General features: G+C 62.0%; 14 protein-coding genes. 5 read left to right on the forward strand and 9 right to left on the reverse strand.

Annotated features, from left to right (window positions below):
• Positions 1–126: 126 nt before the first annotated feature.
• Positions 127–627 carry an EF-hand domain-containing protein gene (locus PPGU16_RS38350; RefSeq protein WP_180726010.1) on the forward strand — a complete coding sequence of 167 codons (501 nt, stop codon included), beginning with the start codon at positions 127–129 and terminating at the stop codon, positions 625–627.
• Between the two features lie 36 nt (positions 628–663).
• Here PPGU16_RS38350 and PPGU16_RS38355 read toward each other — a convergent pair whose 3' ends face one another.
• The 3 genes from PPGU16_RS38355 to PPGU16_RS38365 form a co-directional block, all read right to left on the reverse strand.
• The gene (locus PPGU16_RS38355; RefSeq protein ID WP_180726011.1) at positions 664–1620 is read right to left on the reverse strand and encodes a threonine/serine dehydratase; all 957 of its coding nucleotides are present in this window, start codon (positions 1618–1620) and stop codon (positions 664–666) included.
• An 11-nt stretch (positions 1621–1631) separates the two neighbouring features.
• The gene (locus PPGU16_RS38360; RefSeq protein WP_180726012.1) at positions 1632–2771 is read right to left on the reverse strand and encodes a succinylglutamate desuccinylase/aspartoacylase family protein; all 1140 of its coding nucleotides are present in this window, start codon (positions 2769–2771) and stop codon (positions 1632–1634) included.
• A gap of 243 nt (positions 2772–3014) precedes the next feature.
• Entirely contained in the window at positions 3015–4091 is a 1077-nt protein-coding gene (locus PPGU16_RS38365; protein ID WP_180726013.1) for a zinc-binding dehydrogenase, read from the reverse strand.
• A 113-nt stretch (positions 4092–4204) separates the two neighbouring features.
• Between PPGU16_RS38365 and PPGU16_RS38370 the strand changes: the two genes are divergently transcribed.
• Entirely contained in the window at positions 4205–5143 is a 939-nt protein-coding gene (locus tag PPGU16_RS38370) for an AraC family transcriptional regulator (RefSeq protein ID WP_180726014.1), read from the forward strand.
• Between the two features lie 13 nt (positions 5144–5156).
• Here the strand turns inward: PPGU16_RS38370 and PPGU16_RS38375 are convergent, their stop codons facing one another.
• A complete protein-coding gene (locus tag PPGU16_RS38375) occupies positions 5157–5795 on the reverse strand; it encodes a LysE family translocator (protein WP_180726015.1) in 639 nt (212 codons plus the stop codon).
• A 107-nt stretch (positions 5796–5902) separates the two neighbouring features.
• Here PPGU16_RS38375 and PPGU16_RS38380 point away from each other — a divergent pair, with 107 nt between their 5' ends.
• Positions 5903–6754 (forward strand): LysR substrate-binding domain-containing protein, encoded by an 852-nt coding sequence (locus tag PPGU16_RS38380; RefSeq protein WP_180726016.1) that lies wholly within the window; start codon positions 5903–5905, stop codon positions 6752–6754.
• Positions 6755–6770: 16 nt separating this feature from the next.
• Here the strand turns inward: PPGU16_RS38380 and PPGU16_RS38385 are convergent, their stop codons facing one another.
• Positions 6771–7349 (reverse strand): NnrU family protein, encoded by a 579-nt coding sequence (locus PPGU16_RS38385; RefSeq protein WP_180726017.1) that lies wholly within the window; start codon positions 7347–7349, stop codon positions 6771–6773.
• 218 nt (positions 7350–7567) lie between these two features.
• Here PPGU16_RS38385 and PPGU16_RS38390 point away from each other — a divergent pair, with 218 nt between their 5' ends.
• The gene (locus PPGU16_RS38390) at positions 7568–8161 is read left to right on the forward strand and encodes a DUF1007 family protein (protein ID WP_180726018.1); all 594 of its coding nucleotides are present in this window, start codon (positions 7568–7570) and stop codon (positions 8159–8161) included.
• Positions 8155–9282, forward strand: a complete 1128-nt coding sequence (locus PPGU16_RS38395; RefSeq protein ID WP_180726019.1) for a nickel/cobalt transporter — start codon at positions 8155–8157, stop codon at positions 9280–9282. Before PPGU16_RS38390 ends, PPGU16_RS38395 begins: the two co-directional genes overlap by 7 nt.
• A 20-nt stretch (positions 9283–9302) precedes the next feature.
• Here the strand turns inward: PPGU16_RS38395 and PPGU16_RS38400 are convergent, their stop codons facing one another.
• Genes PPGU16_RS38400 through PPGU16_RS38415 form a run of 4 tightly spaced genes read right to left on the reverse strand, consistent with a single transcriptional unit; the run spans position 9303 to position 12251 of the window.
• Positions 9303–10028 (reverse strand): GGDEF domain-containing protein, encoded by a 726-nt coding sequence (locus PPGU16_RS38400; protein ID WP_180726020.1) that lies wholly within the window; start codon positions 10026–10028, stop codon positions 9303–9305.
• A gap of 1 nt (position 10029) precedes the next feature.
• Positions 10030–10425, reverse strand: a complete 396-nt coding sequence (locus PPGU16_RS38405) for a DUF1987 domain-containing protein (protein ID WP_007578566.1) — start codon at positions 10423–10425, stop codon at positions 10030–10032.
• An 18-nt stretch (positions 10426–10443) separates the two neighbouring features.
• The gene (locus tag PPGU16_RS38410; RefSeq protein ID WP_180726021.1) at positions 10444–11007 is read right to left on the reverse strand and encodes a SiaB family protein kinase; all 564 of its coding nucleotides are present in this window, start codon (positions 11005–11007) and stop codon (positions 10444–10446) included.
• Positions 11008–11009: 2 nt separating this feature from the next.
• On the reverse strand, positions 11010–12251 hold the full coding sequence (locus PPGU16_RS38415; protein ID WP_180726022.1) for a SpoIIE family protein phosphatase: 1242 nt from the start codon (positions 12249–12251) through the stop codon (positions 11010–11012).
• Positions 12252–12669: the final 418 nt, after the last annotated feature.

Consider the following 12669-nt stretch of genomic DNA (forward strand, 5'->3'; position numbering starts at 1 on the left):
ATGTCAGTTTCCGGAATCGGCAGCCAGAGAGCGGTCACTCAGCCACAGCCCAAAACGCCGTCGACGTTTTCAAATGATGGGACATCCGCAGCCCCGTCGACATCAGCTGCAAGCTCATCGACACAGGTGACGTTCAGTCCGGATGCGCAGGCTCTCGCCGAATTCAAGACCACCGGCGTGTCCGTTGCGACAGTCAGCCTCGTGGGATTGAACACGTCGCGCGCGCCCGGCGAGTCGGACGCCGACTACATTCAGCAGATTAGCGCGGCGATCAAAAGCCGCCTGCCGTTCGCCCAATCCACGATCGAAGGAAGAGACGGAAAAGCGAATGGATACATTTCGCAGTCGGACTTCGAAACAGTACTCGCCGAATTCGGTGACAACAAAACCGATGCGGACAACCTCTTCGCCGCGCTCGATAACGATCACGACGGGTCGCTGTCGAACGCTGAGTGGTTGAGCGCCGTGAACCACACGGCGAGTACGCCCAGTGATCCGACAGCGCAATCGCTGCTAAAGCGGATGGACGGCAATGGCGACGGAACGGTGAGCACCGCCGAGTTCACGGCATTCGAATCCACGATGATCGCGGCAGAGAAGGTCGCCGCCGATAAAGCCACTTCGTGATAAAGGCTTGCCGCGTGAAGCGTCCAGCACGTCACTTCACTGCACGGCTGCCACGAACTTGTCGAGCATGATGTTCCGGCCGCACAGCACCACGGCAACTGCGCGGCCACGATACGAGGGCGCAACCTGCAGGAAACTCGCAAGCGCGACACCCGCCGCGCCCTCGATCATCCAGCGGTCCGTTTGCGCGAGCCGTTTCATTGCCGCCTTGATTTCGTCTTCGCTGACCAGCACACACCGGTCGATCACCCGCTGCGCAATCGGCAGGGTGATCGTACCCGGCTCCACGCCGCCCGCCGTGCCGTCTGAAATCGTGTCCGTTTCCTCGACGTCGATGACCTTGCCAGCCTGCATGCAGCGATAGAGCGTCGTCGCATTCGCGGGCCAGCATCCCACCACGTCCGTGCTCGCACTCGTCGCCTTGATCGCTGAACCGATGCCCGAAATCAGTCCGCCGCCGCCCACCGATGCGAACACCGCCGCAAGATCGGGATGTTGCTCACTCAGTTCGACGCCGATGGTGCCCTGCCCGGCAATCACGTCGATGTCGTTGTACGGCGAGACGAATGGCAGCCCGGCTTCTTTTGCGCGCCGCGCCGCTTCGAGTTCCACTTCCAGCGTGGATGCGTCGATGGTCACGACCGATGCACCGAGCGCACGGATCGCGTTCAGCTTGACGGGCGAAGCGGACACCGATGCATAGACCGTCACGGGCACGCCAGCAAGCTTGCCCGCGAGCGCCACGCCCTGGCCGTGATTGCCTGTCGATACGGTCGCGACACCGCGGCGTCGAACGTCGGCACCGAGCAGCCGCAGTTTGTTCGACGCGCCGCGAAACTTGAACGACCCCGTGTGCTGCAGATGCTCGCACTTCAGATAGACGTCGCAACCTGTCTGCTCCGACAGCAGCGCGCTGTGTTCAAGCGGCGTCACGCGCACTTGTGGTCTGAGTGCTTGGTGCGCGTCGAGAATGCGTTGGTAAAGATCGTCCATCGTCAGGCCCTTTAGAAATCGTTCAACAGATTGCCGGCCGTGCGGCCCGGCAACGGCGTCATGCCGGCGAGCAGCGCGATACGCTGCCCCGCTTTCACGAGCTTGAAATGCTGCGCGACGACGAAGATGCCGTCGACATTGCTGAGCACGACGTCGCGCGGCGTATCCGGCGGTGCATCGATACGCACGATCTCCGCGATCGCATCGCCGCGCGCAACGGCATCGCCCGGTTTCTTCCGATACACGACAATGCCCGTCGAGGGCGCGCTCACATGCGAGACGCCTTCAAGAGGATAGATGCGCGGATCGACTGCATCATCCGTATCGCGTTCGTCGTAATCGACGATCGACTCCGCGGCGAGAAAGCGCAGGATGCCCCGCGCATCCGCGATTGCAAGCTCGTCGCTGACATCGGCCTGGCCTCGCAACTCGATGGACGCCCCAAAGCCGCAGTGATCCGCATCGACCAGACCCGCCGACGACAGCGCGTTCCATGGCTCCATGAAGGCTTCATCGAACGGTCCGCCGCCCGCGCGATCTTCGAGAAACACGGCTTCGATCCGCAGCGCTTTCGCGAGCCGCAGCGCGCGCGGCTGTTGCGCGCGGGTGCTGTACAGATGCAGGATGCCGCTCGTATCGCAATGCAGATCCAGCAGGATGTCGTGCCGCAACGCTTCGCGCAGCAGATGCGATTTCATTGCCCGCACGGGATCGCGCGGCTCGTGCGCGGCCAGCAGCCTGTCGAACAGCGACTTGAATTGCACGACGTCGTTGCGCTCGTAGCGCGTGTCGCCCAGCGCCTGTTCGACTGCGCCGCCAATCGACGGAAAGTGGCGATTGAAGTTTTCGCCGTTCTCGAGATTGAAGCGCCCCGTCGGCATGCCGAAAATGCGCTGGCTCATTCCGATCGGATTCGCAAACGGCAACACGACCACGCGCCCTTTGATGCGCCCGTCTTTATCGAGCGCCGCGAGCATGCGCAGCAGATGATGCACGACAAGCAGACCGGGATGCTCGTCGGCATGCAAGCCCGCCTGAATATAGGCGCTGCGTGGCGTCTCGCCTGACCCGTCGAATGTGTACCGGATCAACTGATGCGCCGCGCCGGGCGCAACCTGCGGCAGTTCTGTCGTCTCTTTGCGTACCGTCACGTCGATCTCGCCCCTTTCCAAAGGTTGGTCGAAAACGTCCACGTTCATCACCGGAGACTGCGAAGTCTCACATGGACACTTTTGTCCATAATAGACCAACCGCCGATTTTTTTCCAAGCGAGATCGCCAGGCTTCACGCGCCCGCGCTTCTCGCGGGCTCGAAGTATTCGACGACTAACCCGTCGGGATGCCGCACGGTCACGTTTCTGCCCGCTACGGCATCGTCCTCAGAACCGGCATCGCTCACCTCTGATGATCGACGACAATGCATTCGAGGCCCGACGCGCTGGCGGCACGCTCGATGGCTGACGGGACATCGTTCATGGCGAATTCGACGGCACGAATCGCGCGCAGGTCGAGCATGCCCGCGCTCACCAGCGTCAGCAGCCGTCGCCACGCGTCGCGCGGATACATGAACTGGCCGAGAATCTCCCAGTCATTCAGCATCACCTCTGTATAGGGCAACGGCAGATCCACGCACATGCTGCCCATCAGCACCAGCCTTCCGCCGCGCCGCAAGCTGCGCAACGCCGACAGCGTCAGGTTCGGATCGCTGGCGTTTCCGACCATATCGAACGCGATGTCGGCGCGGCCTGCACAGGCGGAACGGATCGCCTCGGTATCGGCTGCTGCATCGCCTGTCGCCACGACGGGCACCAAACGGCCGCCGCCCGCCGCCACGAGTTCGTCCAGCGCGCAAGCATTGCGGCCCACGGCGACGACGCATGCCGCGCCCAGTGCCAACGCCAGCAACGCCGCCGCCGACCCATAGGCGCCCGTCGCGCCCGACACCACGATCGTCTCGCCCGCTGCAAGCCGGCCGCGCAACAGGCCGCCGAATGGCACGACATAACGCATCGCCACTGCAAGCTGCGCTGCGGGCAGGTCCGCGACGGCATCGGCGGGCGTCAACGTCGCGGCGGGCAGCAGCGCGTAGTCGGCAAGCGTGCCGTTGGGCCAGTCCGCCTGCATCGCGTAACTGTCGGCCTGGGTGGCCGTGATGCCGACGAGTATTTGCGCGGGATCGGCGACGTTCTCGTTCGCAACGAAATGCGACGACACGACCACGCGCTGTCCCGGCTTCAGGTGCCACACATCGCCGCCGACCGCGTGCACGACGCCCACGCCGTTTCCGCCCGGAACGAACGGATGGTCGGGCGCGTGATAGACGGGCAGCTTGCCCGCTACGTAGTCGCGCATGTACGACATCATCGCGGACGCCTGCATCCGCACCACGACGCCGCCGGGCCTCGGTGCGGGCACGGGCGCATCGATCATCCTCAAGGTGCCGCCCAATCGGTCGAGCTGCCATGCTTTCATCGGATCGCTCCCGGTTTCAACGCGCGCCACGCGGCGCAACCCGACCATCATCGCGCGGGAATGGCGTTCTACCTATAATCAACTGACCGGTTTTTCTTATCGAGCGTACATTGATGGACGCATTGTCCGAAGTGCTGTCGATGCTCAGAGTGCGCAGCGGCGTGTCAGACCGTTTCGAAGGAAGCGGCGCATGGGCGTTCAGTTTCCCGGCGTACCAGCACCTGAAGTTCGGCACGGTGCTGCGCGGACGGCTCTATCTGCGAATGGCGGGGCAGGACGGGCTGCACATCATCGAGCAAGGCGATTTCTATCTGCTGACCAACGGCCAGCCGTTTTGCTCCGCGAGCGTTCCCGATTGCCCGCCGCTCGACGGCCCCGCCACCTATCGGTCGATTCGCGGCGCGGATGGCGTCGTGCGCTTTCGCGGCAAAGGCGCCACCGGCCCGATCGAGCTTGCGAGCGGACGGTTCGTGTTCGACAACGACGTGACGGGACTCTTGCTGCAGCACTTGCCGCCCATCGTGCATCTGAAAGCGGCCGATGTCTCGGCCCACGCGCTGTCGCATGTGCTCGCGCTGCTTGGCGCCGAAACAGCCTTCGTGAAGCCGGGGTCGGACGTTGCCAGGACGAGTCTCGCCACGCTCGTGCTGGTGCAGGCGCTGCGGGCGTTCATCGAGCGCGGCGACGTGCCGGATGGTTGGCTCAATGCCTTATCGGACAACAAGATCGGCGCGGCGCTCTCGCTGATGCACGGCTCGCCGCAACAGCGCTGGACCGTCGAGTCGCTCGCTGCGAATGTGGGGATGTCGCGGACGGCGTTTGCATCGCGGTTCCGGCAGCTCGTCGGGAGCGCGCCGCTCGAGTATCTGCATCAATGGCGCATGACGATTGCAATGAGCGCGCTGAAACAGTCGGACGAACCTTTGCTTCTGATCGCCGGGAAGATCGGCTATCTGTCCGATACCGCGTTCAGCATCGCGTTCAAACGCACAACAGGCGTCAGTCCTGGCCGCTATCGCGTCCGGCATCGGCAGGAAGCGGAGGTCCGCTAGCGGTGGCGAGGCATCACGCGGACAGACTCCAGTGCCACGCATCCAGCGCCATCTTCGCGCCGAGCGCGAACAGCATCGCGCCCATCACGCAGCGCTGAACACCGAGCCAGTTGGGCCGCGTCGAAAGAAACCTCGCGAGATTGCCCGAGAATGCCGCCACGGCCGTATTCACGGAAGCGAACGCGAAGATCAGCGAAAAGCCCAGCGTCAGCGACTGCCTGAACACGCCGCCCGCGCGATAGTCGATGAATTGCGGCAATAACGACAGGAAGATCAGCGCGAGCTTCGGGTTCAGCAGGCTCGTCGTCGCGCCCATCGCGAACAGCCGGCGCGGCCTTTCGATCGACGCCGCCTCGATCTGCAACGGCGAACGCCCGCCCGGCCGGAGCATCTGCCACGCCAGATAAAGCAGGTACAGCGCGCCGCATACGGCGAGAATGCGGCCTGCACCGGGTATCGCAAGAAACAGCGTGGTGATGCCGAACGCTGCGCCGAACATGTACGTCAGATAGCCGAGCATCACGCCCGCCAGCGAGATCAGCCCCGCTTTCGTGCCCTGCGCGACCGAACGCATCATCACGTAGACCATGTTGGGACCGGGCGTCACGGCCAGCATGCCGCCCAACGTAATGAATTCGACCATCGTTCTCATGCGCTACCTCGTCACGTCCGTGATGCCTATCGCGATTGCAGTATCGGAGCGCACGACAGCTAAGTAAAACGATTTAAACTGAATGAATTCTTTAATTTTTCTGACTGATGAAAAAGCTCGATCTCGACGTTCTGGAAATGGTCGTCGCCGTGGCTGACACCGGCTCGTTTGCGCGTGCCGCGACGTCCCTGCATCGCACGCCTTCCGCTGTGAGCATGCAGATCAAGACCATCGAAGAAGCGCTCGGCAAGCCGCTCTTCGTGCGGACGACGCGCAACGTCGCCTTGACGGAAGAAGGCAGGACGCTGATCGATTACGGCCGGCGCATGCTGGCGATGCGCGAAGAAGCGTGGTCGTCGGTGGTGCGTCCGGAGATACGCGGCCGCGTCACGATCGGCGTACCGGACGATTACGCATCGTCGCTGCTGCCAACCGTGTTACGAAAATTCGCGGTCGCGCACCCGCGCGTGCAGGTGCGCGTGCTCGGCATGCCGAGCAGCGCGCTCGTTCCCTTGCTCAAGGACAATACGCTCGATCTGGCGTGCATCACCAAGACGCGCGGAATCACAGGCGAACCGATCCGTTCGGAGCCAATGGTGTGGGCCGCCGCGCGCGGCAATCAGCAGATATGGAAAGAACGCCCGCTGCCGATTGCCGTGTTTGCGCCAGGCAGCACGGCACGCGCGCACGCGATCGGCGCGCTGCAACAGGCCAATATCAAGTACCGGATGTCGTATGAAAGCCCTAGTCTTCTAGGGCTGATCTGCATGGTCGAGGCAGGTCTCGCAGTCGCGCCGCTCGCGCGTTGCAGTGTCCCGGCGCATCTTGCGCAACTTGGCGAAGCGGAAGACCTGCCGCCGCTGGGTGCGCTCGAAGTCGTTCTTGCCCGTAGCGCGCGTTCAGCGCGGCCGCCGTGCGATTTTCTCGCAGAGCAGATGCTGGCCGATCTGCGGCCGTAAGTCTTTCCGCAGCGCTTCAACCGAAAGGCTTCACGCCAATCAGCCAGCCGTGCAGCAAGAATGCGAAGGCAACCCAGAGGATCACACCGGCAACGACGGGCATTACATCGCGTGACAACGCGCCACTCGAGTAGACCACGCCTTCCACACGATCCCGCCGAAGCGCAGCGGCAAAATCCAAGACCGCCCAAACGAGGAACGCGCCGAACAGCACGAGCGCGTTCAACGTCCCGTTCGCCAGCAGATGCGCCAACGCCCAGAGCGCGACGCCGAGCGTCATCGGATGCCTGAAGATTGCCTTGAAGTGGTTGCCCGGTGCATGAGCAGCGGGCAACAGAATGAATGCGGCAAGCGTCAACAGGCCCGCGAGATGCGGCGCCCATAGGGGCGGCGACCAGAGCACGGTTGGCTCTCGCCGCGCAATGCCATAGCCCCAGATGATCAGCACGAAGCCGATCAGCGACACCACCGAATACGCCGACTTCCAGTTCTTCTCGCCCATCCGCGCGATGCGCGCCTTGCGCCAGTCTTCCGCGAAGATGCGGACGGAATGTCCGCCCAGGAATAGCAGCAAGCCCAAGATCAGTATCGACATGACGGCTCCTCATGACAGACATCGACGGATGGCGACGATTGTCACGCATGATGACACGCTCTGCCAATCCCACGCTGCGGCGAGCGTCCCGCAACCGCTCATGCGACAATGACGCGCTTTCTCGCGCTACCGCCTTACTCCTGAAAGAAAGCAACGGCATGCTCAACAGTCGTTCGAGACATGCCGGCGTGTCATCGTGGAATTAACAATCAAAAGCGATGTTGAATCTTTCTGTCATCAGTCGGCTCATCGGCGTCGCCCTATTCGTCGCATCCGGGGTAGCTGCCGCGCATCCGCACGTATGGACACGGTTTTCGGCGCGCGTGCAGATGCAAGGCACGTCCGTCATTTCGATCGCGCAAATGTGGCGCTTTTCAGAAGGCTTTCCAGTCCAGCTCGTAGGCATCGACACGTTGCCCGACAACGGGCCGCTCGACGCGAAGCAGACCGCCATCTTCCGTGATCAGGCATTTTCATCGCTCGCGGGCGCTCAGTACTTCACTCATCTTTTCGTCGACGGCGAGGCGCAGCGTTTAGGCGATCCCATGGGTTTTCGCGTGTCGGTCGATCATGGCAAGCTCGTCTACACCTTTACGCTAGCGCTGAAAAAACCGGTCGATGTGAGCGCCCATAAGGTGTCGCTCGGCATCTGGGACGACTCGTTCTTCGTCGATTACGAACCGGACGGCGCAACCGCCGTGACGATAGAGGGACACGCCGCATCGAGCTGCGCGGCGAAACCCTTTCAGGATCGTGCGCATCCGATCTTCAACGGCATCGTCGTGCCACAAGCGACGGCCATATCATGCTGAAGCTCGAACGCAGGCTGCTGCGCATCCTGTTTGCGGTTTGCTTGGCAGTCGCAGGTTTCGCGCTGGCTGCGCCGTCGCATGCAGCATCGGCCGCTGTCGATGTTTTCGGGCGGCCCGTTCAATCGTCTTCTTCACCGGCGGAAAGCGCAATTCCGGCGAGTACGCCCGCTGCCAGCGAAACCCACCCCACGTTCGTGCTCCCCGAGTTCGCACGCACGGCGCTGGCGACGTCGATCATCTGGCAAGGCAAACTCAACGCGCGCATCGCCGACGCCGCGCAACAGTTGCATCGCACATCGACACCCTGGACATGGCTCGCGTTGATCGGCCTCGCGTTCGCCTACGGCGTGCTGCATGCGATCGGGCCCGGACATGGCAAGCTGGTCGCCGGCACGTGGCTCGGCTCGCGTGACACGCGCATCGCGCAGGCCGTTGCGCTGGCGAGCTGGAGCGCAGCCGTACAGGCGATGAGCGCGATCGTGCTCGTGTTCGGCGCGGTATGGTTTGCGAAGGCGGGCGTCTCGAGCGTGTTGTCGAACGCAGCTTCGCTCGATATCGTCAGCTATGTTCTGCTGTGCGTCGCAGGCGGTTGGACGATCTACAGCACGCTCGGGCGTCGTGACTGCTGCGTCGATCCTCGCGCGCTGAAGCTCGTGCCTGCTGAGCGTTCTACAGCATCGTCGCAGACGTCCGTGCATGAACCTGCTTACCTCGGCACGAAACTGCAACTGCACATGCGGCAGTCCGGTCGCACGACGCGCTTCGGGAGATCGAAGTTTTCGGTGACGTCGCAGATCCTCGCGACTGGCTTTGCATCGGGCGTGCGGCCATGCGTCGGGTCGATCTTCGTATTGATTGCGTCGGTCGCAGCGCACGCGCCGTGGATAGGCATCGCGGCAACGTTTGCGATCGGTGCGGGCGTGGCGGTGACCGTTACGCTGTTCGGCCTCGGCGCCGTGGGCGCGAACCGTTTCATCATGGCGCGCAGCGTTCGCCTTCGCTCGCGGATCGAAGCGACGAAGCGCGTTGTCGCTGTCACGGGCGCACTCGTTATCGTGCTGTTCGGCGCTGTGCAGACTGCGCTGATTCTGACCGGCTATCTGCAACCCGCATTGACGTAGCAGCAGCCGAACGCGCAGCTTTACGGATTCGCAAATTCCACCCGGTTCCGCCCGCCACGCTTGGCGCGATAGAGCGCCGCGTCCGCGAGGCCATACGCGGTGTCGAAACTGGTGCCAGCAGGGTTTGCGCTGACGCCAAAGCTGGCCGTGATGCGACGGTCCACGGGCGACGCAAAGACATGCTTGCCGATCGCTTCGCGCATGTTGTCGGCTTGCCGCAGCGCATCGGCCACTTCGTACCCCGGCAGCAGCACGGTGAATTCTTCGCCGCCCACCCGTCCGATAACGCCCCGCTCGCCGACGATGCGCCGCAGACAGGCGACGATCCCCGTGATGACGGCATCGCCTGCCGGATGACCGAAATCGTCGTTGACCCGCTTGAACTCGTCGATATCGAGAATGATCATGACCGCGCTGTCGTGACGCAGGGCCTTCGACGCCCGCTCGATCACTGCACTGCGGTTGAGTACGCCCGTCAGCGCGTCGTGAGTCGCGCGATGCGCCAGTTGCTGCGTCAACGCCTGCATCTCGCGTTCGGCGCGGTCGCTGCGGCCGATCAGGCGCCGCGTCTCACGCATCAGGCGCTCGAAATGCCCAATCAGCTCGCCAAGCGACTGGCGGTAATCGCCCGCATCCGCATCGGCCGCCGCATGGATCGCGCGCGCCTTGTCGAGCGCCTCGTTCTCGTTCTGGAACAGATCGGGCGCATCGTTTGCAGGCGCATCCAGGGAGGATATCCGCGGCACCTTATTGTCCCTGGTGAGCGACGGGGCGATCGGTGAATTCGATCGCGTGGAAATCGGCCTTCAGTTCTTCGCCGAATTCGGCAATCGTTTCGTCTTCTTCGTCGCGATACCAGTTCATCAGCACGCGGCTGCCGGACTGCGCGGCTTCATCGAGTGCATCGAACACGCTGAACAGCATCTTCGTGCTAGAGCTGTTGAAGTAAGTGAGAACGACGTCGACGGTAATCACCGCGCCGACCGATTCCGCGAGGTACTGACGCAACTGTTCGATGATGGGCGCGTAGAACGCGGCTGCATTCTCGGGGTACGACTCGCCCCTGAGCAGCAGCGAATGCTGGTCGAACCGAAAGTCGACTTCCGGAGACGTCGCCGTAGCGGCAATGTAGAGATTGTCCATAGCTCGTGCGCCTTTTACTCAGATGATGGCTTTAAGGCAAAACAGCGTGGTTCCGGGTTCGTCAGCACGCGGATGAAAAGCGAATTCAAGCGGCGCGCTCGCGTCGCGCGCCATCGTCAGGAAGCCCAGGCCCGCGCCCTTGCTTTCCTCGGGCGTGTCGGCTCTCAAGGTGACCTTGTAGGCCTGCTTGATCTCTTCCACCGACATGCTGCGCAACGGTTCCAGCTTGTTGCGCAGACCCTCGACGTCTTCCGCCGAGATGGGATTGACACACATCATCAGATGCCTTTCGCCGTCGGTGGTGATGCACACCGCGCCTTCGCGAATGGACCCGCCGCCGTCGTTGCCGGGTTGAAGGGAATCGGACGAATAGTGGACGATGTTCTGCGACAGTTCGACGAACGATGAGAACAGCTTGCGGCGCGTCGGACCGCTCACGCCAGCGATTTCCAGTTGCAGTTTGACGACCTCGCCCATGGCGGCCACGATGTTATGAGAAAAATAACCCTTGTGATAGAAGAGGACGTTTCGCCGCTGCGCCAGATCGAAAAAGGCGCTGTCTTGATCGAGTAGTTGAGACATGCTTATTGGTCGGTAATGCGGGCACAAAACAGGGTGAGGTCATCGCGGCGTGGTTGCGCGCCTTGCCATTCGGCGAGCGCCTGCCGCAGTTGTTCGCAGATTGCCGACGGTGCTTCGGCACGGTTCGCGAGAATCAGGTCCAACGCGCGACGGCGTCCGAAAGCGATATTTTTCGGGCCGCCAATCTGATCGATCAGACCGTCGGTGCAAATGAACAGCAGGCTGCCGGGCGGCACGGAAAGCTTGCGCAACTTCCATTCATAGTCGGCAAGACTGTCGACATAGCCGACACCCATCCGGTCACCCGCGATCGTTTCGAACTGGTCCGCGTCCGGCGGGAGAATATGCAGAGCGATCCTCGCGCCCGCGAAATGCAGCTCGCTTTCCCGCGCATCGAACCAGAAAAATGCAGCGTCCAGACCGTCATCCGATTGCGAGACTTCGGCTGCGCTGTGCACCTGACCCAGCAAACTCTTCACGTTGCGGTTGACTGCCGCGAGCAAGGCAGCAGGGTCGCGCGGTCCGATCTGCTCGAGTGCCTGCGACAGCGACGCCGATGCGAGCAGCGTCATGAATGCGCCCGGCACGCCGTGACCGGTACAGTCGGCGGCGGCACCGAACCAGCCGTGCGGGAATGCCGCCAAATGATAAAAGTCCCCGCCAACCACATCGCGCGGTTCCCATACGAGCGCGGCATCGGGCAGCCTCGCGGCCAGCGTGTCTCTCGACGCGCGCAGCATCGCGCGCTGGATCACGCTCGCGTACTCGATGCTCTGCATGATCTGGCGATTTCTCTCCGCCTGCATTTCGGCTACGGCGCCCAGCAGCTGCAAGCCGCTTCCGAGTCCCGCGAAGTAACCGTCGCGCGTCACGATGAAGCCATCCACCAGCGCCTTTTCACCGACTTCGACGGTCTTGAACGTGAGCGCTTCGATGCTCATGTCGGCGTCGACGACGAGCGGCTCCTTGTCCATGAACGCGATGCAGCTCTTCTTGTCGTAAAGCTCGCGGTGAAAAGGCTTGCTCATCTGCGACAGGAAGATATCGCGATTGATCAGCCCGATCGGCCGATTGCCTTCGATCACGGCGAGACTCTTCATGTCGTGACGCGAAGAGAAAATCTCCATGACCACCGAGTTGGGATCTTCTGCGTCGACGGATGGAACCTGCTGACACAGGTCGCCCGCAGAGCGTGGTTCTCCCTGTGCGGATGGACGGCGTAACCGTGAAAACGCGGGATGCATGGCGAGGCGAGCCAGTCGATGAAGAAACCCTGCACGCTAATATTTCTCTGTGTACTTTGCGTGACAGTGAGTACTTTCTTTAGACGATTAGCGAAATAATTTCGCGCCTTCTCTATTCAATTGTTTGATTGAAATTTGGAAAAGATCTACTCTTTGGCGATGTTCATTGCAATACGCGTTTATGCAAACGTTTGCTATCCGGAATACTGCAAGATCACCTTATTTGACGGGCGTTTGCGCGAAATCGAAGGGTTGTCTTAGCTCCCGCCATGTCGACTGGAAAACAGCTGACTTGAAAATATCGCATTACTCATTTGTCGCTTTTTATCGACCGCAAACGATTGCCTGACGTTAAGTCTGCACAAATCAGTTCATAAAAAGCGAAAGCTTTATTGACCTGACATGGCGTAAATCAGAA

Source organism: Paraburkholderia largidicola, from assembly GCF_013426895.1.
GTDB classification, from domain to species: Bacteria; Pseudomonadota; Gammaproteobacteria; order Burkholderiales; family Burkholderiaceae; genus Paraburkholderia; species Paraburkholderia largidicola.